Consider the following 26,366-nt stretch of genomic DNA (forward strand, 5'->3'; position numbering starts at 1 on the left):
GTCAGCGATCCGAGGCAGGCGATCAGCATCACGACCAGACGCGGCATGCGTTGGCGGGATCGTCGAGTGAATTCGGGGTGGACGACGTGATGCATCACCAGTCACGCTCCACGGGTTTCCTCGGGCGAAGTTCCTCGGCTTCGGCCTGGGCGCGTCCTCGGATTCGCCTGCGGGGTCTCTCACTTCCCTCTCCTCCCGCAGGACATTGAAAAATAGCTTCCTTGAATCAGCACCGCACGAAGAAAATGCGGAAGCATTTTCGAGGATCAAGTGCCCTCCGCTCCAATCAACTCAGTTGTCAAACTTAGTTGTCGTAAGCAAAGTTTACAAAAACAGCCAAAATTCAAAAACCAGTCATGCATTGGTTTTTATCTCAATATATTCATTATTCTCGGTAATGGTGTGAATCTCCTGCCCATATTGGAGGTAGCACTGCACTGATTTTATATATTAATTCTACAGTTTAGTAAAGGAAACGTTTTTGAAGAAAAATAATCATTGCAGTAATCTTAAAAGGCCTATTTCATTGTATGCCCGGTAATATTGCTTTAGCCTATTAAATAAACAGCGGAATCCATTCCGCTGTTTACAATAGTCAGCACCAGCCGCCTTCGTCACAGTCTGTGTAGCGCTCTTGCGCTTTATCTGGAACGGAGACATTCTGATATATTTTTTGGTGGTCGGTTTCATAATGATGGGACAAGTTAAAGGAAGATCCTTCAGGAAGGCTGATTTGGCCAATTTTTTCGTTTTCAAGATAAAGATCTATCCCATTATTTTGAAGCTTGCCGACAACCCGGTCTGTAATATCGATTTTCTGCTGATTCAATGTCATGGGTAACCAATCCTTTCATGCATTTAGGTATCTATAGTTTGCCCTTTCTCTGTAAAAGAAAAATAGCAATTAAAGCCAGTAAGAAAAGCGCAAGCGCCTTGTCCACCCCCGACAAGCACAAGACGAGCCTCACGGAAAGGCGTCCTTTGCCTTTTTGGGAGGATTGCCAGAAATGTGGAGGCGACTGCCCAGGGACGACAGGCATAAGACGGTTCCTGTAAGAAGGCGTTTTTCCTTCTGAAAGGAAACGGCTTATGATCCCGAGTCCCTAGGAGCCGCAACTAGACAAGCTTGTGACCTCGAGGGGATAGGCGCTGGAGCTAGACATGTCTCCAAGTACATAGATACAAATTCTAATAGGAGAACCCTTGATCAGCCCCTCAGTAACAGCGTAAAAGCCGGTTCTTAAAGAACCGGCTTTCACTCATTAGTCTTCGTTTGTCATTTCTTCATATTGCTCAGCAGTCATCAAGCTTTCTACTTCGCTTAAATCTGAAGGCTCCACCACAACCATCCATGCTTTTTCATATGGGGATTCGTTCACGAATTCAGGGTTGTCGTTAAGGTCTTCATTTACTTCAACCACTTTACCGCTTAAAGGCGCATAAAGTTCAGAAACTGTTTTTACAGATTCTACGCTTCCGAATGGCTCGTTTGCACTTAGTTCATCGCCAACTTCAGGAAGCTCAACGAATACGATGTCACCAAGTTCCGATTGCGCGAAATGCGTAATCCCAATGCGTACTTTCCCATCTTCTGTTTTTACCCACTCATGCTCTTCTGAATAACGTAATTCTTTTGGTGTGCTCATTATGTATCCCTCCATATTAATAGTTCAATTTATGATCAGTAAATCGATCTCATGGTTAATGATGGCTTCCAGCTATTAGGAAAGCCATTTCTTTTCATATTCCTCTTCTTTGAAGCCCACTGTTACTTTCTCTCCATCTGTCAGCAGCGGACGCTTGATCAGCATGCCGTCTGTTGCCAGAATATCGAGCAGTTCTTCTTCCGAAGAGGTCTTCATCTTGTCCTTCATGCCGAGTTCCCTGTATTTTTGGCCACTCGTATTAAAGAACTTTTTTAGTTCTAATCCGCTCTTTTTATAAAGCGTTTCAAGTTCACTTCGAGAAGGCGGATTGTTTGTTATATGTATTTCTTCATAGGAAAGATTATGTTCATCAAGCCATTTCTTGGCCTTTCGGCATGTCCCGCACTTAGGATACCAATAAAAAGTCAACGCCATTTTTTCACCACCCATTTTAGCAAATTCAGGCTTATCCAAAATTGCTGCCTTTTAATTGAATAGTAACATAAATGGATGACAAAGCATAACATTGATCACCAATTTAATATTCGACAAATTTCTATATAATCCTTCTGGCAAAAAAAAAAATCTTTTAAGGGCTATTTTTCCAAAAACTGTTTTAATAATAATTGTTGTTCGCTAATGTTGCCCGTTGATTTCCGCTCCAGGCACTTGCTTTCCGAGGGGAGAGATGAGAGCCTCCTCGTCTTCGCCTTCGGGGTCTCTCACTTCCCTCACTTCCCGCAGGACATTGATTAAGCCTCCTCGAACTTACACCGCACGAAGGAAATGCGGCAGCATTTTCGAGGATCAAGCGCCCTCCGCTCCAATCAACTCAGATATTTTAAACTTAGTTTGCAGCAAAAGAATATACGAAAACAGCTTTGAAAAAAGTAAAGCTCCCTTCTTGATAAAGGGAGCCTAAATCGATTAAACTGTGAAACGTTCCGCGTCGATCAGTTTTTCTGATGCTTCACGCTTCTTTGCAATGACGTTGATTGGGGTGTGGCGGGTGAATTTGCGAAGTGCAGACATCATCATGCGCAGGGCATCGCCATTTTCTACTGCTACAAGTGTTTCTTTTGCATCCTGCTCGATTTTGTTAAATGCTTCCTGGCAGAAGATTTGGGTGTACAGAAGTTTTTGCTTGCTCTTTTCAAGTCCTGCCTTTTCAATAGCCTTTTCAGTGCGGAGTACTACAGACTCCATTGCATAAGCATTTGAAATAATATCCGCAATGTTTACAAGTACTTCCTGTTCTTTTTCAAGAGCTTTTCCGTACTTCTGTGCTGCTAAACCAGCTGCAAGCAAGCCGATTTTCTTCGCGTTTTTCACCAGATATTTTTCCTGTGCAAGCGGCTCGTCACCTGGCTCTTCAGGCATCATCATCATGAGCTCTTCCTGCAGCGCCTGGGCTTTCTGAAATAATGGAAGCTCTCCTTTTAGTGCTTTGCGGAGGTACGTGCCAGGCACCAGCAGACGATTGATTTCGTTTGTTCCTTCGAAAATACGGTTAATGCGTGAATCACGGTAAGCTCTTTCAATCTCATATTCAGCCATGAATCCATAGCCTCCATGGATCTGAACACCTTCATCCACTACGTAGTCGAGGACTTCCGTATTAAAGAATTTATTCATAGAGCACTCAATAGCATATTCAGCGATTGACTTCGCCACTTCTTTTCCATCTTTCACTTCTTCGTCCGAAAGCTTGCTCATACGGTCCTCGAATAAGCCTACAGTCCGATATACTGCACTTTCAGCGGCATAAATCTTAGAAGCCATCGTTCCCAGCTTTTCTTTTGTCAAATTAAACTGCGCGATTGGTGTCTTAAACTGCTGGCGCTGATTGGCATATTGAACGGCAAGTTCGAATGCGCGCTTCGCACCGCCAACTGCTCCTACACCTAACTTATAGCGGCCAATATTTAAGATATTAAAAGCAATCACATGTCCCTTGCCAAATTCACCAAGAAGATTTTCTCTTGGCACCTGGGCATCTTCAAGAATTAACGTACGGGTAGAAGAGCTCTTAATTCCCATTTTCTTTTCTTCTGCCCCTACAGATACACCTGGGAACTCTCTTTCAACGATGAATGCAGAGAAGTGTTCGCCGTCAATTTTTGCGTATACTACGAATACATCTGCGAAGCCTGCATTCGTTATCCATTGCTTTTCTCCGTTTAATACATAGTGAGTACCCTCAGCATTCAGCTTGGCATTCGTTTTTGCTCCAAGAGCATCAGAACCTGAGCTTGGCTCCGTCAATGCATAAGCAGCAAGCTTTTCACCAGTAGCCAGTGCAGGAAGGTATTTTTGTTTTTGCTCTTCATTTCCGAAAAGAACAATCGGAAGGGAGCCGATTCCAACATGTGCACCATGCGATATGGAAAAGCCGCCTGCACGCGCCATTTTCTCGGCAATAAGTGCAGAGCTTACTTTATCTAAAGCAAGTCCGCCGTATTCCTCAGGAACATCTGCGCCTAATAGTCCAAGGTCTCCAGCTTGCTTCAATAACTTTACCGACCGGTCAAATTCGTGGTTTTCAAGATGCTCAATTTGCGGGACAACTTCATTTACAACATAATCTTCAGTTGTCTTAGCAATCATAATCTGCTCATCTGTATAGTCCTCAGGCGTAAAAACCCGGTCATAGGAAACATCTTCGATTAAAAAGCTTCCGCCTTTAATAAGATTTTCAGTTTGGTTTGACATTATCTATTTCCTCCATTCTATTTTGCGGGAAAAAGCTGCTGGCTTCTCCTCCGGATTATTGGTTCATATTATAAAAGCTCAAATACTCCAGCGGCGCCCATTCCGCCTCCGATGCACATTGTTACAACCCCGAATTGCTGATTGCGGCGCTTCATTTCATGGATTAGAGATAGAGTGAGCTTGGCACCGGAGCAGCCCAGCGGGTGTCCAAGTGCAATCGCCCCTCCATTAACATTTACTTTCTCTTCATCTAAGCCCAGCTCACGGATAATTTGAATGGATTGGGACGCAAAAGCTTCATTCAATTCAAACAAACCGATATCGGAAAGCTCCAGCCCTGCAAGCTTTAACGCTTTAGGAATGGCAACAACTGGACCGACACCCATGATTTCAGGAGGAACACCGCCTACTGCAAAGCTTCTGAATTTAGCCATTGGCTTCAGCCCAGAAGACTCCGCCTTTTCCCGGTCCATTACCATCACAGCTGCAGCTCCATCACTTGTCTGCGAGGAATTTCCAGCTGTGACACTGCCGGTTACCGAGAATGCCGGACGCAGTTTTCCAAGTGTTTCAACTGTAGAATCCGCACGGACGCCTTCATCCTTGCTGAACTGGATTGTTTTTTCTGTAAGCTTATTGTCTTTCCCAATGGATTTAAACGTTACGTCTACTGGCACAATTTCATCTTCAAATTTGCCTTCCCGGATTGCCTGCGCAGCCCTCTGATGACTTCTGACCGCAAATGCATCCTGGTCTTCTCGTGTAATGCCATACTTCTTTGCAACTTCTTCAGCTGTATGTCCCATACCCATATAGTATTGGGGAGCTGTTTCGGCCAGTTTGGCATTCGGGCGGACTACATGCCCCATCATTGGCACAAGGCTCATAGATTCCGCTCCGCCCGCAATGATTGTATCTGCATGGCCAATCATGATTTTTTCAGCTGCATAGGCAATTGCCTGCAGGCCTGAAGAACAATAGCGATTGATTGTTATCCCCGGCACTTCATGTGAAAGTCCGGCAAGAGCTCCGATATTCCTTGCCATGTTCAGACCCTGTTCTGCTTCAGGCATTGAACAGCCGATAATTAGATCATCGATATTTCCTTCATAATTTCCTGCGCGCTTAAGGGTTTCCTTTACTGCAAGTGCACCTAAGTCATCCGGCCTGACGTTTGCAAGCGTACCTTTTTTGGCTTTTCCGACCGGTGTCCTGGCACCTGCAACTATTACCGCTTCTCTCATTATGTTCCCTCTCTTTCTCTTAATGTCCTAATCTATCATTTAGTTGCGCAATGGCTTTCCTTTTAAAAGCATGTGCTGCATACGCTGCTGAGATTTCGGTTCAGCCACAAGACTAAGGAATGCTTCCCGCTCCAGATCAAGCAGATATTGCTCATCTACTTCTGTTCCATATTGGACTTTTCCGCCTGCAATTACATAAGCCAGCTTTTTAGCGATTTTAAGATCGTGCTCTGAGATATAGCCGGAATAAAGCATTGCCTGAGCTCCAAGCAGAAGTGTTGCATATCCTGTTTCTCCGACAACCGGCACTTTTTTGCGGACTGGAGGCTTATAGCCTTTGTCATGAAGAGCCAGTACAGCCTGCTTTGCATCATAGAGAAGATGGTCTCCATTCACACTGATTCCATCAGCAAGGTTCAGGAAGTTATTATCCCTTGCTTCTTCTCCTGATGTAGAAACCTTTGCCATTGCAATTGATTCAAAAACTTTATTGGCAACCTTTTGAAGGTCAAAATCAACACCATTTGGCATACTTTCAAGATGTTTGAGGTATAGCTCCTTATTACCGCTGCCTCCCGGAATCAGGCCTACCCCCACTTCAACTAGTCCCATATATGTTTCACTTGATGCCTGAATATGTGCTGCCGGCAGACAAACCTCAGCCCCGCCTCCAAGCGTCATGCCAAATGGAGCCGCAACAACCGGTTTCGCACTGTACTTAATTTTCATCATGGCATTCTGGAACTGGCGGACTACCATATCCAGTTCATATATATTGTCATCCTGCGCTTCCATGAGGATCATTCCGAGGTTCGCGCCTACACAGAAATTTTTGCCCTGATTCCCGATAACAAGCCCTTTGTAGTTCTTCTCCACTTCATCCACTGCAAAGTTGATCATTTGGATAATATCCAGTCCAATGGCATTGCTTTGCGAATGGAATTCAAGCAGTGCAACACCATCGCCTAGATCAATCATGCTTGCACCGGTATTCTTTTTAATTACACCTTTTTGCTTCTTTAACTGTTTCAAATTGATTGCTTTAGGGTTTTCCTCAATCAATCTGTACTCGCCATTGTGATAGAAATATCGCTTGCCTTCCTCTTCTTTATAGAAAGAATCAAATCCTTTTTCCAGCATATTCTTTACCCATGCCGGCACTTCCTCACCTGCATCTTCCATCTTCTGAACAGATTTCCCTACACCAATGGCATCCCAGGTTTCAAATGGCCCCATTTCCCAGCCAAAGCCCCATTTCATCGCTTTGTCTATTGCTGTTACTTCATCAGCTATTTCGCCGAGTAATTGCGCCGAGTAAAGAAGAGCCGGACTCAGGATATTCCACAATAATTGGCCTGCACGGTCATCTGAATAGACAAGCGCTTTCAATTTTCCAGAAGTGCCTTTTTCCTGCTTGCTCAATTCCGTGGAAGCTGTCTTAAGCTTTTTGCGCGGACCGTATTCCAGAGATTCAGGATTCAGCTCAAGAATCTCTTTGCCCTTTTTCAAGAAAAATCCTTGCCCTGACTTGCTTCCAAGCCAGCCTTTTTCCTGCATCACTTTCATAAAGCCCGGAACTTCAAATACATCCTTTTCTTTCCCGTCCACCTGGTCATAAACATTGTTTGCCACGTGTATAAATGTATCAAGCCCTACAACATCAAGTGTTCTGAATGTAGCACTTTTTGGCCGGCCAATCAGCGGTCCGGTTATGGAATCTACTTCACCGATACTGTACCCGCCCTTTAGCATCTCCTGCACTGTAACCAGCAGGCCATAAGTTCCGATTCGATTGGCGATAAAGTTTGGTGTATCTTTTGCTTCAACTACTCCTTTTCCCAGTACATCTTCTCCAAATTGCTTCATAAATGACAGCACTTCAGAAGAAGTCTTTTTAGTAGGGATGACCTCAAGAAGCTTTAAGTAGCGAGGAGGATTAAAGAAATGTGTTCCAAGAAAGTTTTTTTGGAAATCTTCCTAGCGCCCTTCTGACATTGCTTCTACAGATATTCCAGACGTATTGGAGCTGACGATGCTACCAGGCTTGCGGAATTGGTCCACTTTTTCAAAAACCTGCTTCTTTATGGCGAGATTCTCAACAACAACTTCAATAATCCAATCGACATCCTTTAGACGCTCCATGTCATCTTCAAAGTTTCCCGCCTCAATCAACGCAATGTTCTTTTTGGAAGTTAATGGAGCCGGTTTTTGCTTTAATAATTTTTGGCGGTTTCCTTCACTGATTCGATTGCGGACTGCTTTATCTTCAAGAGTAAGCCCCTTTGCCTTTTCAGCATCCGTTAGTTCGCGAGGAGCGATATCCAGTAATAATGTCGGGATTCCGATATTGGCCAGATGGGCTGCGATTCCTGAACCCATGACTCCGGAGCCTAAAACTGCCGCCTTGTTTATTTGTTGGATCAACTTTATTTCCCCCTTTAACTTTTTTGAATGAATACTCATTCATTTTAATCTCAAAAAAAATATGCTTCTCTTCTGAATGAGTTCTGTTAGTATAACTATAAAATATTTGCAAAATTTACGCAATGATTTTAAGTGGAAATTTAAAAATGTTTTGAATTCTTTTAACGCCTCAGCTGTTATTTATATATTTTATGCGAAATGTAAATAAGTGTTTTGGACACTCTAAAAGGGAAACATTTTTTGTTCGTTACGGAGGTGAAAGAAATGGGAAAAATGAAAAAAGATCCTTCTAAAGCAGGTGTCAGCGCTGCAAGTGTCCAGGGAGATGCGGGTCCTACCGTTGAAAGGCAAGGGCCTAAAAAAAGGAATAGCCAAAATAATCAATATAAGCGATAACCTGCTGTTTAAAGGCTGGCTGCCGTCAGCCTTTTATAGTTTCCATTATGTATACAGGTGATTCATTTTCTGCAGAATAGTAAACGTTTTTAAGAGGAAAGATATCCTCGAAAAGAAATGCAGTTATTATAGCGCTAAAAGAATTGGAGGGACAATTAATGCAACAGCCAAATATGAATATGCAGAACCAGCAGGGCATTATGCAGCAGCCTCCTGCTGTTATTTCCACTAAGGATGCCCTTTACCTAACAGATATGCTTTCCTGGAACCTTCTCGCCTGTAAAAAAGCGCATTTTTACGCTCAGCAATGCCAGGACCAGGAGCTAAAAACACACTTCGAGCAATGCGGCCAAATGCATCAGCGACACTACGAACAGCTGCTTGTTCATTTAAACCAGCAAAATCAGCAAAGCTTTATGGGAATGCAATAGGAAGGAGCCTTGAAAATGAACCAGAACCAGAATCCAAATACGATTCAAAATCCTGAGACACAGGTGAATAAAACACCGCAAATGAATGAACGGGATTTTACGAATGATATTTTATCTACAGAAAAATATATGACTGATGCCTACTCTGTTGCCCTAAATGAGGCAAGCCATCAGAACCTGTATCAGGATATTCTTGCGGCTTTTAACGAAACACAAAACCAGCAGAGAGAATTTTATAATCTAATGTTCAAAAAAGGCTGGTATAAAGTTGAAGCGGCTGACCAGCAGAAGCTTCAGCAATCTTATCAGCAATTTCAGGGCTATACAAATCAATTGCCATATGGCAATGGTCAGATGCAATAAGAAAGCTGCATTTAACAAGTGCAAAACATTCCTCAAAAAAAACCGCTGATTTTTTATCTGCAGCGGTTTTTCCAGATCCTAAAATTATTACCTATTTTTTGTTTCTAATCTCTTCATTCATTGTTTTAATTTCGGCGATCAGAGCCTTCATTTCCTCTTTTGCATCAGGGTATGTATCATTCCAATGTTTGGCTAGAGGCGGCATGGATTTCGCTATAAAAGAGTACAGAGCCCAAGCTTCAACCTTTTCTTTTAACTCCGGGGAGGTCTCTCCGATTAGAAGTTCGGTATATTTTTCAAGCAGGCCATCCAGCTGTTCCTTCAACTTCTCATTCATTGCGATCCTCCTTTATCCTGCAAGCCTGTGGACATGTTCCGCATCGTTTGCCGCTGCTGGTCAAATAGGAAAAGCAGCATGTTTTTCTTGGCCTCACTGTTTTGCCGGTACTTTCTATCAGTATTTTATTACTGTCAAATTTCTTTAAGGGATTAGTATTTCCGCAGCCGAACAAATTGCCAGAAGCCTCTTCAAGGATAAACTTAAAATCTTCAGCAGCCTGTTCCGAATGTGTTTCCGAAGGTAAAATCTTTTCATAAAGCCAGAACAGATAAATCGCTATATTCTCCCAAAGAATAAATTTAGAAACATTTGCTTCGTTTGCTATTCTATTCAATACCGGAAAGATATGGCCATTAAAAAGAGTTCCTACAGCATCCTCTCTCCAATTTTCCCTTTCCGTCTCAATACCTTTGCCTTGAAGGTGAATAAAACTAAAGCCGGGAAGCCATAGTCCATCTTGTTCCTGACTGACAAATGTTACATTTTCATGCCTGATATCCAATTTGATATTCCAGGACGTCATGCTATACAAGTAAATTACAGGCAGAAAGGCATATCTTTTAATTAATATAGAAGCAGCCGTTTTTTTATCAGCTGCTCCTATATGATTTTTCACTTTATCCAGGTATGAACCTGTCTGACCGGTATCCAGCAGCTTTTTCACTTCAATGGTTAAAGGAGACCGTTCTCCTGAATCCTGGGCAAGTCTGAACTGCCTGAGAGCTTCTGCCTGTTCTCCTGTTAATTTAATCATCCCTGGAATCCTTGCCCTTTTAAAATACATCTGCCTTTCCCATAAGGGATGCAGAGCGGTGTGCCGAATAATGGATCTATCGTAACCTCGCACTCCATGCCGAATACGGTTTTGACTAATCCGCAATTTATGACATGTTCGGGCTTGCCCTGAGCGAAAACCTTCTGATTCTTTATGGCAACAATATTATGGGCATAGCGGCAGGCCAAATTCAGATCATGCAGCACCATGACGATGGTACGCTTTTCTTTTTCATTTAATTCAAATAATAAGTCCAGTATTTCAATTTGGTGGGTCATATCTAAATAGGTAGTAGGCTCATCAAGCAGAATCGTATCAGTATCCTGAGCCAATGTCATGGCTATCCAGGCGCGCTGGCGCTGTCCCCCGGATAATGAATCGACAGTCCGGTCTTTTAATTCTTCCATGCCTGTGGCCTTTAAGGCATTTCTGACCTTTAATTCATCTTCAGTTGACCATTGCTTCAGCCATGTTTGATAAGGGTACCGCCCCTGTTTGACAAGCTGCAGCACAGTGAGTCCTTCTGGCGCAGAAGGGGATTGGGGCAGAATCGCCATCTTTCTGGCAACATCTTTGGTCGATAGTCTTGCTATAGCCTCACCTTCCAATAAAACGGCACCTGATTTAGGCTTTAGCAGCCGGGCAATGGACCTTAGCAATGTCGATTTTCCGCAGCCATTTCCACCGATAAATACTGTGATTTCTCCCTTAGGAATTTCCAGGTCCAATTCATTAATAATAATGGTGTCCCCATATGATAAGGTTAAGTCTTTTGTTGCGATCGCTTGCCCTGCTGTCATTTCTGCCCCTCTCCTTTTCGTTATTATCTATATCTATAGGCTATCCAGTTACTAATACAATACGAGTTTCAAGCTTTTCCAGCTTATGCGTTTCTTGTCTTGAAAAGCAGGTAAATAAAGTAAGGTGCGCCAATGCTGGCTGTAAAAACACCCGCCGGGATTTCAAGCGGAGAGAACAAAGTCCTGCCTATCAGGTCGGCTGCCATCACAAGGATTCCTCCAATCAGTGCGGAAGCCGGAAGCAAAGCGCCAAAAGCAGAGCCAACCAGCCTCCGGGCCATATGAGGAGCCATTAATCCAACAAAGCCTATCCCGCCGCCAAATGCAACAGCCCCGCCAATTAATGCTGTGCTGACCATCAGCAAAAGAAACCGGTATTTCTGTACTGTGCTCCCTACACCCTTTGCAATATCATCTCCAAGTTCCTGGATATTGACATTTCGTGCTAAAACAAACGCCAATACCAGAAACACGATTGTCCACGGGACCAAAATTGCGACATTATCCCAATTTGAACCGTAAACAGTCCCGGTGATCCAAATATTCGCCTGGCTTGCCTGGTAAATCGGCCCAAAGACCATCATCAAGGTGGTCAATGCCTTCATTAGGCTTGCAAGTCCGATCCCAATTAAAACAAGCCGTACTGGCGACACACCATCCTTATAGGCAAGAAAATAAACAAGGAAGGCCAAAATAGCAGCACCAGCAAAAGCTGCAAGAGGCATCCAATTAATACTTACAGTTAAGGCATTATTTTTATCACTAAAAAAAGCAAGAAAAGCCACAACTGCTACAGATGCCCCTCCTGTAATCCCGATTATGTCAGGAGATGCAAGCGGATTTCTGATAATTCCCTGCAGGATGCCCCCCGCTGCAGCAAGCGCTATTCCTACCATTAAGGCGACGATAATTCTTGGAAGTCTGAATGACTGAATGACCAGCCTATCCATATCCGAACCCCCGCCAAAGAATACCTGCACTACCTTCAGAGGGCTGATTTTCATTTCACCCGTGCCGGTGCTGATGACAAAAACTCCGGCAGCAGCTGCTGCCAATAATAAAAAAGTGATAAGTGCTTTCCGGTTTACTAAAAAAGAAATTCTATCGCTAAACAAACGCAAGTTATAATATTTTTTCATTACTGATTGAACCCCCTTCTGGCAATATACACAAAGAAAGGAGTTCCAATTACAGCTGTCATGACTCCAACAGGAACTTCCTGCGGCATGATGATATACCTTGATGCTATGTCCGCTACAAGAAGGAGCATCCCCCCGAAAAGGCCAGCATAAGGTATCACCCAGCGATGATCAATGCCGACAACTGCACGGGTTAAATGGGGAATGACGATGCCCAGAAAGCCAATAGGACCAGCAACAGCCACCGCTCCTCCTGAGAGAAGCACAATAACAATCCCCGCACCCAATTTCAGCAGTCCTGTTTTCAGGCCAAGCCCCTTCGCTACATCCTCGCCCATTGATAAGACGTTCAATTTCCCCGCAATGATCATCGAGAAGATCCAGCCGGCTAATAAATATGGGAATACAGCTGCGAGGGTCTCCAGCTTCCTCCCCGATACCGATCCTGCCAGCCAAAATAGCACCTGTTCCAGGGCAGTCTCATTAATAACGAGAAAGCCTTGTGTCATCGAAGCAAACATGGCACTCATCGCAGCACCGGCAAGGGTTAATTTCATGGGTGTCAGCCCTTCCCTGCCGATAGAGCCAATTATATATACAAAAATAAATGAAACAGCAGCTCCCAGAAATGAAACCCATGTAAAGACCTGCAAGTTACTAATTGAAAAGAGCGTTACTGTAATAACGACAGCAAATCCAGCACCCGCGTTTATTCCGAAAATCTCAGGAGCTGCAAGGGGATTCTTTGTCAATGTCTGGAGCAATACGCCCGCTATCGCAAGGCTTGCCCCTACCGACGCCGCAATCAAGGCTCTAGGCAGTCGGACTGATTGAATGATTATGTGCTCATTCGTTCCATCGAATTTTGTAAATGCATCAATTGCCATCTTCCAGGTTGTGTCAGTATATCCGTATACAATACTGAAAGACATTAATACTAGTAATAGCAGGATAGCTGCAATTAACCCAGCCCACCTTGCAAAATTTGTTTTTAGCTCCATAGATAATACCTTTCTTGCATCAAATAATAAAGTTTACTTATATTTTCAGTCTATTGTACGGGAGTATAGCTGTCAATGAGTTTGAAAATCATTTTCACTGATCATTTATCAAATTAAATGAAAATGATTTTCAATTACCTATTGACAATTTTAAGTGTCCACAGTACTATAAAAATGTCAAATGAAAATGATTATCATTAACAACGCAAAATTGGAGGAGTACATAATGAAATTCAAGTCTTTACTTGCAATTCTTTCAGTTTTCACTATCTTGTTCCTGGCTGCCTGCGGGAATAACAGCGAACAGGATGAGACAGCTGATAAGGAAAAAGAAGGAAACAAAACAGAAAATACAGGCTATACAGTTGAGCATGCAATGGGCACAACTAAGCTTGATAAAGCGCCTGAAAAAGTTGTTATTTTGACAAACGAAGGTACAGAAGCATTACTTTCCTTGGGTGTTACACCAGTTGGTGCCGTTCAGTCCTGGACTGGCGATCCATGGTATGAACACATCGCTGATGATATGAAAGATGTTCAGGTTGTGGGGACCGAAAGCGAAGTCAATGTTGAAGCAATTGCAGCGCTGCAGCCGGACCTTATCATTGGCAACAAGATGCGCCAGGAAAAAATCTATGACCAGTTAAATGATATTGCCCCTACTATTTTCGCTGAAACATTGCGCGGAAACTGGAAGGAAAACTTTGAATTATATGCAAAAGCACTTAATAAAGAAGAAGAAGGCCAAAAAGTCATTGCAGATTATGACAGCCGTATCGAAGAAATTAAAACAAGCCTTGGCGATAATTTAAACCAGGAAGTTTCCATTGTCCGCTTTATGGCTGGCGATGTCCGCATCTACCATAAAGACTCCTTCTCAGGCGTCATTCTTGATCAAATTGGACTTGCACGCCCGGAAAGCCAGAATGTAGATGACTTCGCTGAGGTAAATGCAACAAAAGAACGCATTCCTGCTATGGATGGAGATGTATTATTCTACTTCACATATGAAACTGGTGATGGCGAAGCAAACAAGCTTGCAAAAGAATGGATTGAAGATCCATTATTCAAAAACCTTAAAGTAGCACAGGAAGGCAATGTTCATGAAGTCAGCGATACCATCTGGAATACTGCCGGCGGCGTTATTGCTGCTAACCTGCTATTGGATGACTTAGAGAAATATCTAGTGAAGTAATGCTAAACTCGTGATTGCGCTCCCATAATACCCCCTCTTTTATAGGAGCTCAAATATATTAAAAGGAACCTGAACCAATCAGGTTCCTTTTTTATTTGTCCATATTACATTTTCCCCGCTATTACTGCCATACAACCAAAACTTTCTTTTTTTATTGCCTTCCATTCATAAGTTTTCCAAAACCGGCAACAATAAGCGTAATGCCAAAAATGATGGTGATTTTCCTATGAGAAAATGGTTGAAAAATAAGCGGATTAAAGAGGATATCCAGCATAAGGAATGGGAAAAATCCTTGATTAAATCCAAAGACTTCAAAAAAATCTTTTATTATAACCAAAAAACAAATGTGCGCTTTGGACTTACTTTCATGGCTACTTTAATTGATGAAAATATTATTCAGGATGGTGTTCTCCCCAATCTGCTTGAAGAAGAATTCAGGGAAATAGAGGATATTAAACAGCTTGTCCCTGTGGCCGATGTTCAGATTTGTGATGATCCTTCTCTAATCGAACAAAAGCTTTTAAATGGCTACGTCATGCTGACGATTGAGACAGAACTTAAACATTTCGGCTTTATAGCTGCACAAAAAGAAATCGTCAGGGGGCTAAGCCAGCCTGAAGTTGAATTTTCCGTTATCGGTCCTAAAGAAGCCTTTGTCGAGTCAATGGGCCAAAATTTAAATTTAATCCGGAAACGTCTGCCGGTAAAAGAACTGATTATTGAAGAATTCACACTGGGAAGCCTGTCAAAAACTTCAGTCGCTATCCTTTATATGGAAGATATCACAAATGAGGATAATGTAAACACTGTCAGACAGAGACTTACAAATGTGAAATTTGATGCCATTACAGACAGTTCCTATATTGTTCAGCTGATTAGTGATAACTCTAATTCCCCTTTCCCTCAGCTGCTTGATACAGAGCGGCCTGACAGGGTCGCGGGAATTTTGGCAGAGGGAAAAATAGCCATTGTGGTTGACGGTTCACCTCATGTGTTAATTACACCAACCACGCTTGTTGAATTTTTCAGTTCTTTTGAAGATTATTTTTTAAATTGGATTTTATCTTCTTTTTTCCGGCTCATCCGTTTGTTCGCAGTTGCATTTTCCATACTGGTTACACCTATTTATGTAGCAACCCTTTCATATCATTATGAACTTATTCCAAAGGATTTGCTTAGTACATTAATTACATCAAGGCGGGAGATTCCACTCCCTCCGATTCTGGAGGCATTGTTTCTGGAGCTGACCATTGAATTGCTGCGTGAGGCAGGAGCCAGACTTCCGACCAAGGTCGGCCAGACAATCGGTATCGTGGGAGGAATCGTAATTGGGACTGCATCTGTAGAAGCAGGCTTAACGAGTAACGTCCTGCTCATTATTGTAGCTCTCGCCGCTCTCGCCTCCTTTACAACACCTGTATACAGGATGGGCAATACGATCCGTCTGCTGCGCTTTCCCTTCCTGTTTTTCGCAGAATTATGGGGCCTGCTCGGGATTGTATTTTGCTTCTGTTTACTGCTGACTCATTTAATACGGCTGACTTCACTTGGCAGGCCATTCCTTGAGCCGCTCTATCCGCCTCGTGTTGTGGATATGAAAGATGCCCTTATCAGGCTTCCATTTGAAAAGCAATCCAAAAGGCCGATATTTTTGCGGACAAAAAATCCAATCCGCTTCAGTAAGAAAAAGGCGGAAGAGAAAAAAGATATCGACGAATAATGCCAAATGTACCAACTTAAATGGAGGTGAACCAGATGAAGGAACAGCCCATACCAGAAAGATTGCAGATTTCTCCCTTTTTAGTATTTTACTTGGTCATGTCCATGCAAATAGGGATTGGTGTATTAGGATATCAAAGGATAATTGCAATGGATGCAGGATACGATGCGTGGATTTCCATATTATTTGCCGGCGGATGCATCCATGTAATTATTTGGATGATTTATAAAATAGGCGAGACCGTTGGCGGCGATATTGTAACAGCTCACAAATACGTCGTAGGGAACTTTTTCGGCAAGGCACTCTGCTTCATTTTTATTGGCTATTTTATCCTGTATTCCTTAACAGTAGTAAGGACATTTATTGAAGTCATACAGGTTTGGATGTTCCCTGAATTAAGCACTTTCTGGTTCTCCTTCGGCTTTATGATTCTTTGTGTTTATATTATTTTTGGAGGATTTAGAACAGTAGTCGGTACAGCCTTCTTCGGGCTTGTACTGCCGGCTTACCTCCTCCTCACATTCGGCTGGGCGATTAAATTCTCCAACTTTTACAATCTGCTGCCCATCTGGGATCATTCCATTAAAGAGATTCTTACAGCTTCTTATCATATGTCCCTTACTTTTATTGGGTTTGAAATCATCCTTTTTTTCTATCCATTTATTAAAGAGCCAAAAAAATCACAGAAGTGGGCTCATCTGGGCGCATTAACAACCACTCTTATTTACACAATTCTAGCGATTATTACTTTTGCCTATTTTGCCGAAGACCAGCTGGCTAAACAAATTTGGGCCAGCTTAACGATGTGGAAAATTGTTGAAATGCCCTTTGTTGAACGATTTGAATATATCGGGATTGCCAACTGGAACCTAATCATTCTTCCGAATGTGTGCATTTCCATCTGGATCGCCTCCAGGCTTATTAAACGGGTCTTTAATATCCGCCAGAAAGTGGGAGTGTTTTTTGTAGTTGCTGCAGTGCTGTCCGTTATATATTTTCTGGATACAAGAGAAAAGATCAATACACTTAATGACTATGTAGGAAAAATGGGATTTGCTTTTACCTTTATTTACATTCCTTTGCTTTTCGCTGCTGTGATGATCGCCAAGAAGCTGAAAAAGGGGAAGAAAAAATGAGGAAGCTTATACTATTCTGTCTTGTTTTGCTGCTTACCGGCTGTGTGGACAAAGAAATACTCGATGATATTAATATTGAAGTAGGAGTTGGCTATGATGTAGCAGATGATTCAAAAGACAAATATAGAGGTACTGTATTATTCCAGGAATTCCAGCCTGATAAAAGTGTGATTAACCGGACATTCTCAGGAAGTGGGAAGCTGCGCCAGGACCTTCTTCTCGAAGTGACTAAACAATCATCAGAGCCAGTCGTAACAGGCGGGTTAAAACTGGCAGTTTTTGGACCGGAACTTTCCAGGAAAGGAATTTATGATCTTGTAGATTCCTTTCAAAGAGACGCAAGTATTGGAGCTCGGGTATTTGTTGCAACTTCGGAGGGAAAAGCGGAGGATCTGATGGCAGGAGAGTATGGAACAAGAGGGAATTCAACCTATATTTATAATCTTATACAGCATAATATTGACCATCGGGATATTCCCAAAACCAATCTGCATATCTTGGCCAATGATTATTATCAGAATGGCAAGGACCCTTTTCTGCCTCGTCTAAAAAAAATCGCTGATGATAAAGTGGAGATAGTTGGAATCAGCCTTTTTAAAGATGATAAGGAAGTAGAAATCCTTCCTGTAAAAGATATGTTCTTTTTTAAATTGCTGGTCGATAAATATAGTGAAGGAAACTTCGATGTTAAATTAAAAAAGGGTGAGTTAGCTGCTGTAAAGAGTTTAAGGTCCAAGCATAAAATTAAGATAACTGATCATCATGCTTCCATAACGATTAACATTGAAGGGATTATTCGGGAGTATACCGGAGATAAGTTAGCATCAGAGGTTGTTAGCGCTGTTCAAAAGAACCTGGAGAATAAGGTCGAAAAGGAATGCCTCAGACTATTAAAACAGTTTCAGGAACTCGGAATTGATCCAATTGGGCTTGGCCAAATGAAAAAATCCAAGCATCGGAATTTTGATTTTAAAAAGTGGGAAGATGACTACAAAAAGCTGAGTTTTGATGTGAAAAGCAATGTAACAATTGAAGAAACCGGTGTAATTGAATAAAGAGCGGGCTTTCGCAGCCCGCTCTTTCAATTTTAATCATTTGTCGAGAACATATACTTTTTATAGTGATAGCGGATCGAGAAAATCAGCCCCATGGCCAGCATATTCCCCATCAGCGAGCTTCCTCCATAGCTGATGAAAGGAAGCGGTATGCCTGTGATTGGCAAAAGGCCGATGGTCATCCCGATATTTTGAAAGACATGGAATGTAACCATGCTGATGACACCTACACAAATATAGGTATAAAAATTGTTATTGGTTTCCATGCCAATCTTGGTAATATGGTAAATCAGCAGAAAGAAAAGGCTGACGACAATGCTTGCGCCTACAAAACCAAATTCTTCCCCTACGATACTGAAAATAAAGTCGGTATGGCTTTCAGGAAGATAGACTTCCCTCGTTCCATATCCTTTCCCGCTTGTTTCCCCTGATCCAATGGCAAGGAGGGAGCGTGTCAGTTGAAATCCGGTTGAACTTTGATAGTTATAAGGATCAATCCAGGAATAAATACGTGCAAACTGATATTCCTTTACCCCTAAATACTTCTCCAGAATATCCGGATGCCATAAAACAAAATACAGAATAGTCCCTGCAAGAGCGGCTCCTGTTCCAAATATTGGCGCCAGAAGCTTCCAGCTGATTCCTGAAATGAATATCATGCCAAGCATGATTGCCAGAAATACAAGGCTTGTCCCTAAATCAGGCTGCTGCATAACCAGCAGCAGCGGCACCATTGTTAAACCAACCAGTTTAATGAGCAGCCATAAATCAGTCTGCATGGTTTTATATGCATTTTTTTGGTGATGCTCGTCAATTGTTTTCGCTAATACCAGAATAATAAACACTTTAACAAGTTCTGCAGGCTGCAGGGAACCCATACCCGGAACCTTGTACCATGCCTTCGCCCCATTAATGACCGGGGCAATGCTTGATGGCGCCACAATCAGGAATCCAAGCAGTACAATTCCCAGGCCGTACACATACCAGGAAATCTTCTTCAGCTGATCGGAATCCAGTGTGATTACCGCAGCGATGATTCCTGTTCCAACGGCATACCAGACAACCTGCTTCAAAAGGAAGTTTTCTGTATATTGTCCCGTTGTCTGTGCGCTGTAAATGGAAACGGCACTTACTAGAAATAAAAGCATCAATATTAATACTAAGCCCCAATCCAGCTTAGGAGGTGTATATCGATTTGAGGTCATGATCATTCTCCTTTAAAGAAAAGCGGAAGCGCCTTGCCCACCAAGGAACGCAGACTAAGAACGCCACGTCCTGTGGCAACGTCTGCATAACCCGCATCCTCCCAAAAGCTGTCGCTCTTGGTCGTGCGATGTTTATGCTGACGAAGCCTTCCTTGTCCTGCGGGCCTCAAGCACAAGACGAGCCTCACGGAAAGGCGTCCTATGCCTTTTTGGGGGGCTCGGCTTGTGCTTGAGGGGGCAGGCGCTGGAGCTAGACAGTAATCTAACTTCAGAATTCATATATTCTTATCAATTAACAAAACCATTTGCCTTTAGCTTTTAAGGCATAACGGAGCACAGCGCAAGGAATAGGTATGTACCTCACATTATTCCCCGCTACAATATTTCATTATATTTTTTATAGAGATAAATCACAACTTCTAAAAGCGAATGGGTATTATTTCAAATTTTTATGATTACTGAGAATGGTTATTTCCTTCCATATTCAGCATCCGTCTAAGGTACCCATCAATCGGGTACACAAGGCATTAAGGCCTGGCTTTAAACTTCCCGCTGAAATATCTCACTTTTATATCATCTCTCATCCATTCAAGATTATTAGGTACCTGAGGGATGCTGTAGCCAATAAAAATTGGTGTGGTAATATAGCGGGGAACAATTTTTGCGTAAATATCCCTGCCCAGCCTGTAGAAAAACAAATTATAACTATTGCTTGGAAATGGAAAGGCATTCAGAATATAATGGGCAGCTGCCTGGATGCATTTTGCAAAGTACGGAATATCATCCTGATCGGCAAGCTTTACATTGAATTCATAAAAACCGATTCTAGGTGAAGTGGATAAAGTGAACACCGTATTGCTTTCCTCATGTATAAGGAGGCCTTCAAAGTCCTCTGCCTGAATTTTTTCCTTGTAATCAATATTTCTCAATCCGACTATTTGCATATGCGGATGGGCAATACTCCCCCCGGATAATGGACCGTGGTTTTTGAAAAATAAAACAGACTCATATTCTCCGCTCTCTTCCATTTGAAGCCAATGTTTTAATCCAAATGAAATCAGCCTGACCAAATGCTCCTCAGGATAAATGGATAGCTCACCGTCACATAGATCCGTTTCAATCAGCACGGTCTGATAGGAGTTTTCCAGAACAGGAAACTTATTTTTCAGCAAAATAATTGAATCCTCAACGGCGATAATATCCGTCAGCTCCTCCCTTGCACAAAAAGGGCAGTTTATATCCTTATTCCGAATGCTATTAGGCTTTTGGACCCCAATTCCCGTATTAAAATGCAAATGTGTTTCTGACATCTCTTTGACACCTGCTTTTCTGTAATCTCTCCCCTTATATTATCATGAAAATGAAAGCGGAGTATCTGAGGCAGTTTCTTTGGCGCTCTTGCCCGAAGGAGACCCAGGTTCGGACAGACTCCGGCCTTTTTCTGCCTTTCCTGTCCGAACTTGCCCTGCAGGATCCCAAACTACAGCTAAAGTTCATCTGTATAATTAAATAACTCCTGCCTGACCCAACAAAAAATCAGCAGGGCATGAAAGAACCCCGCTGATTAATGCTTTATTGCACCGTTAGTTCAGTTTCTGTGTGCTCGTGAATATCGTCGCCTTTTTCAACATGTGTCGTGATGGTGTATGTGCCCGCATCGCTAAACTGATGGTCGGCAGTGTATTTGCCCGGTTCCGTTTCAGGCATGTTCACCCATTGAGGCGTTGCGCCATTAAGTGAGATTTCAAGCTTTACTTTAGCATCCGCCAGCGGTTCCCCTTCATTATCAACCATGGCAGATAAAGCTGTTTGTTCGTTTACATGAATTTGGTCAGGTGCCTGCAGCTCAATGGATACTTCTCCGCCATGGCTGTGAGAGTGGCCTTCTTCATGTCCCTCATTTTCTTGTTCATGCTCCGTTCCCGGGTCCTCCGCTTTTGCCTCGCCAACTTGTATGGAAACCATTGGCATTGTATGCTGGCTTCTTGCCGTTACATGGGACTGAACATAGTAGAGGCCTTCTTCTGTAAATATATGATCAGCTGTATATTTCCCCTCTGAGTCGTGCTTTGCCTCTGCCATTTCACCGTTTTCTTTTTGTCCTTCCTGCCATATTTCAAATTTCACCTCATCCGCATCCGTTACGGCCTCACCGCCTTGTCTGACAGTGACGGCAAGGGTTGCCTCCTCACCCGGATCAATGGTTTCAGGCACCTGGATGACTGCTTCAATGATTTGCGGCACTTCGTCGTTTTTGGCAGGCTTTTCTTCTTCTGATTGGCTGCATCCGCCAAGAACAAGCAAGCTCGCCATTATGCTGAATAATAACTTTTTCAATTTAGTGTCCCTCTCTTTTTCTATATTGTCTTTTGATATTATCAATATAAAAGCCATTTGTGATAAAACAATGAAATCTTTTCAAAAAATAAAAGACCCTTTCAGGCCTTTTGAGATTCAGTACAAAGGATTGCTTTTAATTATGAGTTTTATACTAGATGGAAGCAAGATCATTCAGGACCACTATTTTGTCCCCTTCTTTCGCTATCTCTTCTGCAGCCTCGCAAGCCAGCTTTTTATACTGGTGTGCATTTTCCTCATCGCCGGCTAGTTTATATGCACGGGCTAGAGCTTCATAAGAAAATGCCAGATCAAAGTCTCCAATTTTGTTAGAAAGACAAATTTCAAGATTTCTTTTAGCATGAAAGAGAGCAGGCTCAGCTCTGTTTAAGACTGTATATACCCTGGATATCTGCCACTCTCCCCTTGACAGATTAACAGGCTGACCTGCGACACCCCAATGATAGCACGATGCATGCGCCATATGTATCATTTCGTGGTCTTCCTCATCGGTTCTATCAGGATTTTCCATTAAATCCCACACTTTATTGAATAAGCTTATGGCTATTTTTTTATGTTCGTCTTTTTCAATTAATGCTGGCTGTGCCATATAATGCATCTCCTTTATACAGGCTTATAAATCTAAATACAAATAGAATTAGTTCATTTCAGCATCTCTTTTTATGATTTCGGCATTCTGCCCGGTTTTTCCTTTTCTTTAGAGCGTTCCCCATCTTCTAAATCAGCTTATCCGTCATATATTTAGAGAATGGAGGGATTTATATGAATTCTAAATTAAGAGTCCATTCTATTTTCTTTTATATAAACAGCTGGATTTTCAGTATTTGTGCAGCAGTGGCGCTCGCTGGGGTTGTTGCGCTTTATCCGGCTGCCTTCACCTCGTCACATATGAATGTGCTGCTTAAGGACATTAAAGCCGACCAGCTCTTCATTCACATTTTGAAAGCTGAGAATCATTATTTTCACAAGGAAGTTCCCGCTGAAAGCTATTCCCTATCCGGAACCCTATTTAAGCTGGCAACCAACACACAGCCGAAGGATATCAGAACGTTCCTTGGCCGGGAGCTGCCTGGTTTTTCGATCTTCGACACTGGTATTGCTGTTGCCGGAGAAGGTACCGACTTTACCAACCTTCCAGTGGAATCTGCCCCTCCCCTAGAAGTCCTTTTAAAAGAAAAAGAACTTGCTATGAATGACGGTCAAAATGAAGAAAATACGGCTCCTCCAGTTATTCCGGACAAAAAAGGGGTTCTTATTTACCATTCCCACAGCTGGGAATCGTTCGCTCCGCTTTTAAAAGATGTAAAGGATACTGATGAGGCCGTTAGTCCAAATGAACAGGTGAATGTTATTGCTGTCGGGAAAAAGCTTAGTGAAGAGCTGGCGAGAAAAGGCATTGGTGCTGAGCATGATAAAACCAATATTGCCTCAGAACTGAAAAAGAAGGGCTGGAACTGGGAAAATTCCTATGCCATGTCCAGAGAAACTGTACAATCTGCCATGGCAGAGAATAAGGATGTTAAATTCCTGATTGATATCCATAGGGATTCGCTTCCCCGAGGGAAAACAACCGCAGTAATTGGCCAGGAACCATACGCGCGACTGTTTTTTGTCGTCGGCAAAGAGCACAAAAACTATGAACAGAACTTAAAAGTGGCTACCGAGCTCCATAAAGCATTGGAAGCAAAATATAAAGGAATAAGCAGGGGAGTTTTTGTTAAAGGAAAAAGTGAAGGCAACGGCATTTACAATCAGGATCTTTCCGAGCGGGCTCTTTTGCTGGAATTCGGAGGTGTTGAAAACAATCTGGATGAACTGAATAACTCCATCAAAGCATTTGCTGATGTGTTTAGTGAATATTACTGGAAGGCAGAACCAGTCAATGCGGAAAATTAAGGCTTGCCATTATTGTCTCCTGTTTACTTTTTTCAGCACATGTATTCTTTACCTTCTGTTTGGCATAAGCATCATTACGATTGCCAGCCTATTTTCAGGAATTATCCTCTCAATCATCAATTTAATAGAAGATGAAATGAAGGCATTCAGAAAGGACCACAATGGCTGATAAAGGAAAAAATAATTATTTTCTGTTTTAATAGAAGAATCAAACAGGAAATAGGAGTGATCAAAATGAAAATAGCTATCATAACAGGTGCATCCAAAGGTTTAGGAGCATCCATTGCCAAAAGAATGATTACAGAAGGAACTGGCATCATATCTGTATCAAGGACTGAAAACCCTGAGCTGGCAACACTTGCTGCAGAGAATCAATTATTCTTTGCCCAATATTTCTGCAATTTGTCCTCACCGGATGAGCTTGAATCTGCTTTCAGAGAACTGACAGCACTATTGAAGGAAAAACAGCCGGAAACCCTATATGTATTTAATAACGCAGGGGTCATTGATCCAATTGGTACTGCCGGAAACCTTGATCATGCGGCATTAATTCAAAATGCTCACGTTAATCTGATTGCTCCTATTATGATTTCCAACATCCTGCTGCGTGAAGTTTCAAGTGAAATGACCATTGTCAACATTACTTCAGGTGCTGCTGAAAGGCCCATACAGGGATGGAGTGCTTACTGCAGCACAAAAGCCGGAATTAATATGTTTACGGAAACAGCTGCATTGGAGCTGCTGACAGCAGACAGCACCCACAAGATTATTGCCTTTAGTCCCGGTGTTATGGACACTGCTATGCAGGGAACCATACGTTCATCAGCGAAGGAAGCATTTCATGATCTTGAAAAATTCCAGGCATATAAGGAGAAAGGCATGCTAAGGGATACGGAAACCGTGGCTAATGCACTAGTCAATTTGCTTCAGCAGAAGGAAATTGAGAGCGGAAAAGTTTATTATGTAAATGACTTAATCTAAAAAGCAGCAAAAGCCGGCTGGATGAGCCGGCTTATTTATCTCCCAATATATTACTATCTACAACACCATGGTGAATACGGAGCACTTCATGGATATTATCTTTTTGTATAACAAAAAAACCGTTCGAGAAGTCGGATGATAATTCTTTAAAAAAGATGCCCTTTACTCCATTTTCATGATCTTCTCCAATGATTAAATGATAATCGGAGCCTTTCTTGACGATCATGGCCGGCAGCCCCTTATCCCAGTCGTCAGAAGGATCATGAACCTTTCTTGAAACTTCTACGACATGTATATCTACTCCTTCAAGCAGCTGGAATAAATCATTGATCAGCGAATGCTTTACCATCAGCTCCAGCTTGGTTTGAACAGCCTGCCCAAGGATAATCTGGGTAATATTATGCTCCTTTACCACATCAGCTATCACCCTGGCGATTTTTTTGCCCTCGGCATACTTGGAGAGCATCTTCAGTCCATATTTATCTGCTAAACTTTCGAATAAGTATTTTGTCTGAAGCTCGTTAAAGTTAAGCTCTTCGTGCTTCCGGTTTTCTACGGAGAGAATATAGCCATCCCCCTGAAATGCTTCCTTCAGTTTTTTGCCTCTTTGGGTCAGTATTTCCGCATGATTGGGATTGCTTACACATATTAAAATATTTTCCTTCATCTTTACACCTCTATCACCGGATTCTATTTTCAGTATAGCACGAATACCATGAAATAAACCCCGCAGCGAAAGGGATCCATGAGAATGTGTTTAAATCAATTATTAATTTTTAGAAGGTATGAATAAGAAATACTCTGCCCGGGCATACTAATTCTACAAGTGTAAATCCCCCTTTTTTTCCGCTTCCTGTTAAGGAAGCATTTTTTTTTTGATAAAAATAGACCTCTGCCTGTCTGCAGAGGTCTGTCTATTGAATTAAATTCAGGAACTGGCTGGTGCGGACTTCTTTTGGACTGGAGAATATCTGTTCAGGTTTGCCGCGTTCCACTACAATACCGCCGTCCATGAAAATGACTTCATCCGCTGCTTCCCTTGCAAATCTCATCTCATGAGTAACGACCACCATTGTCATTCCTTCAGCGGCCAGATCCTTCATCACCCTCAGCACTTCTCCAACTAGTTCAGGGTCCAGTGCCGAAGTAGGCTCATCAAATAGCATAACCTTTGGCTCCATTGCAAGAGCGCGTGCAATCCCTACCCGCTGCTGCTGGCCGCCTGAAAGCTGAAAAGGATAATAGGCAGATTTATCAGCTAATCCAACTTTTCTTAAAAGCATTTCCCCCTTTTCCTTTGCCGCTTCCTTTGATTCGCCTTTCACTGTAACCGGCCCCTCCATGACATTTTCGATTGCAGTCATATGCGGAAATAAATTATAGTTCTGAAAAACCATTCCCGTAAGGCGTCTGAAGGGAGGTATTTGCCTTTTCGAGACCTGCTGAGAAAAGTCGAGGACTTGATCTCCAATGGCAAGCAGGCCTGAAGTAGGCTGCTCCAGCACATTTAAGCACCGCAGCAAGGTCGTTTTTCCGGAGCCGGATGGCC

The 26,366-nt window shown here is 42.5% G+C and carries 26 protein-coding genes and 1 pseudogene; 10 read left to right on the plus strand and 17 right to left on the minus strand.

Translation table 11 applies throughout. The features are described 5' to 3' along the window. Positions 1–595: 595 nt before the first annotated feature. The 6 genes and pseudogenes from ACEQ1T_RS01800 to ACEQ1T_RS01825 form a co-directional block, all read right to left on the minus strand. Positions 596–835, minus strand: a complete 240-nt coding sequence (locus tag ACEQ1T_RS01800) for a YusG family protein (protein ID WP_206840273.1) — start codon at positions 833–835, stop codon at positions 596–598. Between the two features lie 427 nt (positions 836–1,262). Next, entirely contained in the window at positions 1,263–1,646 is a 384-nt protein-coding gene (gcvH, locus tag ACEQ1T_RS01805) for a glycine cleavage system protein GcvH (RefSeq protein ID WP_009331744.1), read from the minus strand. Between the two features lie 75 nt (positions 1,647–1,721). Further along, complete coding sequence (locus ACEQ1T_RS01810) at positions 1,722–2,081, minus strand: arsenate reductase family protein (protein ID WP_206840272.1); 360 nt, start codon at positions 2,079–2,081, stop codon at positions 1,722–1,724. A gap of 492 nt (positions 2,082–2,573) precedes the next feature. Next, positions 2,574–4,358: an acyl-CoA dehydrogenase family protein gene (locus tag ACEQ1T_RS01815; protein WP_206840271.1), complete on the minus strand. Its 1,785-nt coding sequence runs from the start codon at positions 4,356–4,358 to the stop codon at positions 2,574–2,576. A 68-nt stretch (positions 4,359–4,426) separates the two neighbouring features. After that, positions 4,427–5,602 (minus strand): acetyl-CoA C-acetyltransferase, encoded by a 1,176-nt coding sequence (locus ACEQ1T_RS01820; RefSeq protein WP_370221539.1) that lies wholly within the window; start codon positions 5,600–5,602, stop codon positions 4,427–4,429. Between the two features lie 39 nt (positions 5,603–5,641). Then, a pseudogene (locus tag ACEQ1T_RS01825) lies at positions 5,642–8,023 on the minus strand (3-hydroxyacyl-CoA dehydrogenase NAD-binding domain-containing protein). Positions 8,024–8,290: 267 nt separating this feature from the next. On the opposite strand from ACEQ1T_RS01825, the gene ACEQ1T_RS01830 reads away from it, so the two are divergent. The 3 genes from ACEQ1T_RS01830 (at position 8,291) to ACEQ1T_RS01840 (ending at position 9,216) form a co-directional block, all read left to right on the plus strand. Continuing rightward, on the plus strand, positions 8,291–8,422 hold the full coding sequence (locus tag ACEQ1T_RS01830) for a YuzL family protein (RefSeq protein WP_019383262.1): 132 nt from the start codon (positions 8,291–8,293) through the stop codon (positions 8,420–8,422). A 158-nt stretch (positions 8,423–8,580) separates the two neighbouring features. Further along, on the plus strand, positions 8,581–8,853 hold the full coding sequence (locus tag ACEQ1T_RS01835) for a hypothetical protein (protein WP_206840267.1): 273 nt from the start codon (positions 8,581–8,583) through the stop codon (positions 8,851–8,853). 15 nt (positions 8,854–8,868) lie between these two features. Further along, positions 8,869–9,216: a spore coat protein gene (locus ACEQ1T_RS01840; protein ID WP_095243555.1), complete on the plus strand. Its 348-nt coding sequence runs from the start codon at positions 8,869–8,871 to the stop codon at positions 9,214–9,216. Between the two features lie 91 nt (positions 9,217–9,307). On the opposite strand, the gene ACEQ1T_RS01845 is transcribed toward ACEQ1T_RS01840, so the two are convergent. The 5 genes from ACEQ1T_RS01845 to ACEQ1T_RS01865 all read right to left on the minus strand — a co-directional run bounded on the left by ACEQ1T_RS01845 (position 9,308) and on the right by ACEQ1T_RS01865 (position 13,271). After that, a complete protein-coding gene (locus ACEQ1T_RS01845) occupies positions 9,308–9,553 on the minus strand; it encodes a YusU family protein (RefSeq protein WP_206840265.1) in 246 nt (81 codons plus the stop codon). Continuing rightward, positions 9,546–10,310 carry an IucA/IucC family C-terminal-domain containing protein gene (locus ACEQ1T_RS01850; protein WP_370221540.1) on the minus strand — a complete coding sequence of 255 codons (765 nt, stop codon included), beginning with the start codon at positions 10,308–10,310 and terminating at the stop codon, positions 9,546–9,548. Before ACEQ1T_RS01850 ends, ACEQ1T_RS01845 begins: the two co-directional genes overlap by 8 nt. Continuing rightward, entirely contained in the window at positions 10,307–11,131 is an 825-nt protein-coding gene (locus tag ACEQ1T_RS01855) for an ABC transporter ATP-binding protein (RefSeq protein ID WP_206840263.1), read from the minus strand. Before ACEQ1T_RS01855 ends, ACEQ1T_RS01850 begins: the two co-directional genes overlap by 4 nt. Before the next feature lie 83 nt (positions 11,132–11,214). Further along, positions 11,215–12,270: an iron ABC transporter permease gene (locus ACEQ1T_RS01860; protein ID WP_206840262.1), complete on the minus strand. Its 1,056-nt coding sequence runs from the start codon at positions 12,268–12,270 to the stop codon at positions 11,215–11,217. Then, entirely contained in the window at positions 12,270–13,271 is a 1,002-nt protein-coding gene (locus ACEQ1T_RS01865) for a FecCD family ABC transporter permease (RefSeq protein WP_370221541.1), read from the minus strand. The genes ACEQ1T_RS01860 and ACEQ1T_RS01865 overlap by 1 nt, the downstream gene beginning before the upstream one ends. Before the next feature lie 226 nt (positions 13,272–13,497). On the opposite strand from ACEQ1T_RS01865, the gene ACEQ1T_RS01870 reads away from it, so the two are divergent. The 4 genes from ACEQ1T_RS01870 (at position 13,498) to ACEQ1T_RS01885 (ending at position 18,377) form a co-directional block, all read left to right on the plus strand. Then, complete coding sequence (locus ACEQ1T_RS01870; RefSeq protein ID WP_206840260.1) at positions 13,498–14,466, plus strand: ABC transporter substrate-binding protein; 969 nt, start codon at positions 13,498–13,500, stop codon at positions 14,464–14,466. Positions 14,467–14,692: 226 nt separating this feature from the next. Further along, on the plus strand, positions 14,693–16,186 hold the full coding sequence (locus tag ACEQ1T_RS01875) for a spore germination protein (RefSeq protein ID WP_206840258.1): 1,494 nt from the start codon (positions 14,693–14,695) through the stop codon (positions 16,184–16,186). 35 nt (positions 16,187–16,221) lie between these two features. After that, positions 16,222–17,322 (plus strand): GerAB/ArcD/ProY family transporter, encoded by a 1,101-nt coding sequence (locus tag ACEQ1T_RS01880; protein WP_206840257.1) that lies wholly within the window; start codon positions 16,222–16,224, stop codon positions 17,320–17,322. Continuing rightward, positions 17,319–18,377 carry a Ger(x)C family spore germination protein gene (locus ACEQ1T_RS01885; protein WP_370221542.1) on the plus strand — a complete coding sequence of 353 codons (1,059 nt, stop codon included), beginning with the start codon at positions 17,319–17,321 and terminating at the stop codon, positions 18,375–18,377. The genes ACEQ1T_RS01880 and ACEQ1T_RS01885 overlap by 4 nt, the downstream gene beginning before the upstream one ends. A 32-nt stretch (positions 18,378–18,409) precedes the next feature. Here ACEQ1T_RS01885 and rodA read toward each other — a convergent pair whose 3' ends face one another. From rodA to ACEQ1T_RS01905, 4 genes are all read right to left on the minus strand, one after another. Further along, the gene (rodA, locus tag ACEQ1T_RS01890) at positions 18,410–19,582 is read right to left on the minus strand and encodes a rod shape-determining protein RodA (protein ID WP_206840252.1); all 1,173 of its coding nucleotides are present in this window, start codon (positions 19,580–19,582) and stop codon (positions 18,410–18,412) included. A gap of 527 nt (positions 19,583–20,109) precedes the next feature. Continuing rightward, positions 20,110–20,892 (minus strand): DUF4931 domain-containing protein, encoded by a 783-nt coding sequence (locus ACEQ1T_RS01895; protein WP_370221543.1) that lies wholly within the window; start codon positions 20,890–20,892, stop codon positions 20,110–20,112. A gap of 262 nt (positions 20,893–21,154) precedes the next feature. Continuing rightward, positions 21,155–21,919, minus strand: a complete 765-nt coding sequence (locus tag ACEQ1T_RS01900; RefSeq protein ID WP_370221544.1) for a FixH family protein — start codon at positions 21,917–21,919, stop codon at positions 21,155–21,157. Positions 21,920–22,073: 154 nt separating this feature from the next. Continuing rightward, a complete protein-coding gene (locus ACEQ1T_RS01905; RefSeq protein WP_370221546.1) occupies positions 22,074–22,529 on the minus strand; it encodes a hypothetical protein in 456 nt (151 codons plus the stop codon). A gap of 173 nt (positions 22,530–22,702) precedes the next feature. On the opposite strand from ACEQ1T_RS01905, the gene spoIIP reads away from it, so the two are divergent. The 3 genes from spoIIP to ACEQ1T_RS01920 all read left to right on the plus strand — a co-directional run bounded on the left by spoIIP (position 22,703) and on the right by ACEQ1T_RS01920 (position 24,817). Then, a complete protein-coding gene (gene spoIIP / locus ACEQ1T_RS01910) occupies positions 22,703–23,836 on the plus strand; it encodes a stage II sporulation protein P (RefSeq protein WP_370221547.1) in 1,134 nt (377 codons plus the stop codon). Further along, positions 23,823–24,005, plus strand: a complete 183-nt coding sequence (locus ACEQ1T_RS01915) for a hypothetical protein (RefSeq protein ID WP_206840248.1) — start codon at positions 23,823–23,825, stop codon at positions 24,003–24,005. Before spoIIP ends, ACEQ1T_RS01915 begins: the two co-directional genes overlap by 14 nt. Positions 24,006–24,070: 65 nt before the next feature. Continuing rightward, positions 24,071–24,817 (plus strand): (S)-benzoin forming benzil reductase, encoded by a 747-nt coding sequence (locus ACEQ1T_RS01920; RefSeq protein WP_370221548.1) that lies wholly within the window; start codon positions 24,071–24,073, stop codon positions 24,815–24,817. Between the two features lie 31 nt (positions 24,818–24,848). On the opposite strand, the gene ACEQ1T_RS01925 is transcribed toward ACEQ1T_RS01920, so the two are convergent. Both ACEQ1T_RS01925 and ACEQ1T_RS01930 read right to left on the minus strand, forming a co-directional pair. After that, positions 24,849–25,484 carry a histidine kinase gene (locus ACEQ1T_RS01925; RefSeq protein ID WP_370221549.1) on the minus strand — a complete coding sequence of 212 codons (636 nt, stop codon included), beginning with the start codon at positions 25,482–25,484 and terminating at the stop codon, positions 24,849–24,851. Between the two features lie 247 nt (positions 25,485–25,731). Further along, a partial coding sequence (locus ACEQ1T_RS01930) for an amino acid ABC transporter ATP-binding protein (RefSeq protein ID WP_370221550.1) occupies positions 25,732–26,366 on the minus strand: 635 nt, incomplete at its 5' end.

It is taken from the genome of Cytobacillus sp., assembly GCF_964223445.1.
Classification (GTDB): domain Bacteria; phylum Bacillota; class Bacilli; order Bacillales; family Cytobacillaceae; genus Cytobacillus.